The 246-nt window shown below is 67.5% G+C and carries 1 protein-coding gene; it reads right to left on the bottom strand.

The window, feature by feature from the left end:
• A partial coding sequence (locus J5M58_RS27495; RefSeq protein WP_207880661.1) for an amino acid permease occupies window positions 1-246 on the bottom strand: 246 nt, incomplete at both ends.

Here is a 246-nt window from a genome sequence, read left to right as displayed (position 1 = left end):
GCAGGGCCCCGAGCAGCGAGATGATCAGGCCGACGCTGATCAGCACCGCACCCCAGTGGCCGACCACATGCTCCAGCACGGCAGCCATCGACGGGTTCTGCAGCCCGGCCAGTTCCGGCTGGGTCATCACCCCCAGCGACAACACGTTGACCAGCACCAGCAACGCCAGCACCCCCAGGAAACCGATCACCGTAGCCTTGCCCACATCCGACCGGCGCTCGGCACGCCCGGAATACACACTGGCGC

The sequence above is a fragment of the Pseudomonas sp. 32_A genome (assembly GCF_017490905.1).
GTDB lineage: Bacteria > Pseudomonadota > Gammaproteobacteria > Pseudomonadales > Pseudomonadaceae > Aquipseudomonas > Aquipseudomonas inefficax.
Note: the sequence above shows the minus strand (reverse complement) of the source record. Positions and strands in the feature narration are given on the sequence as shown.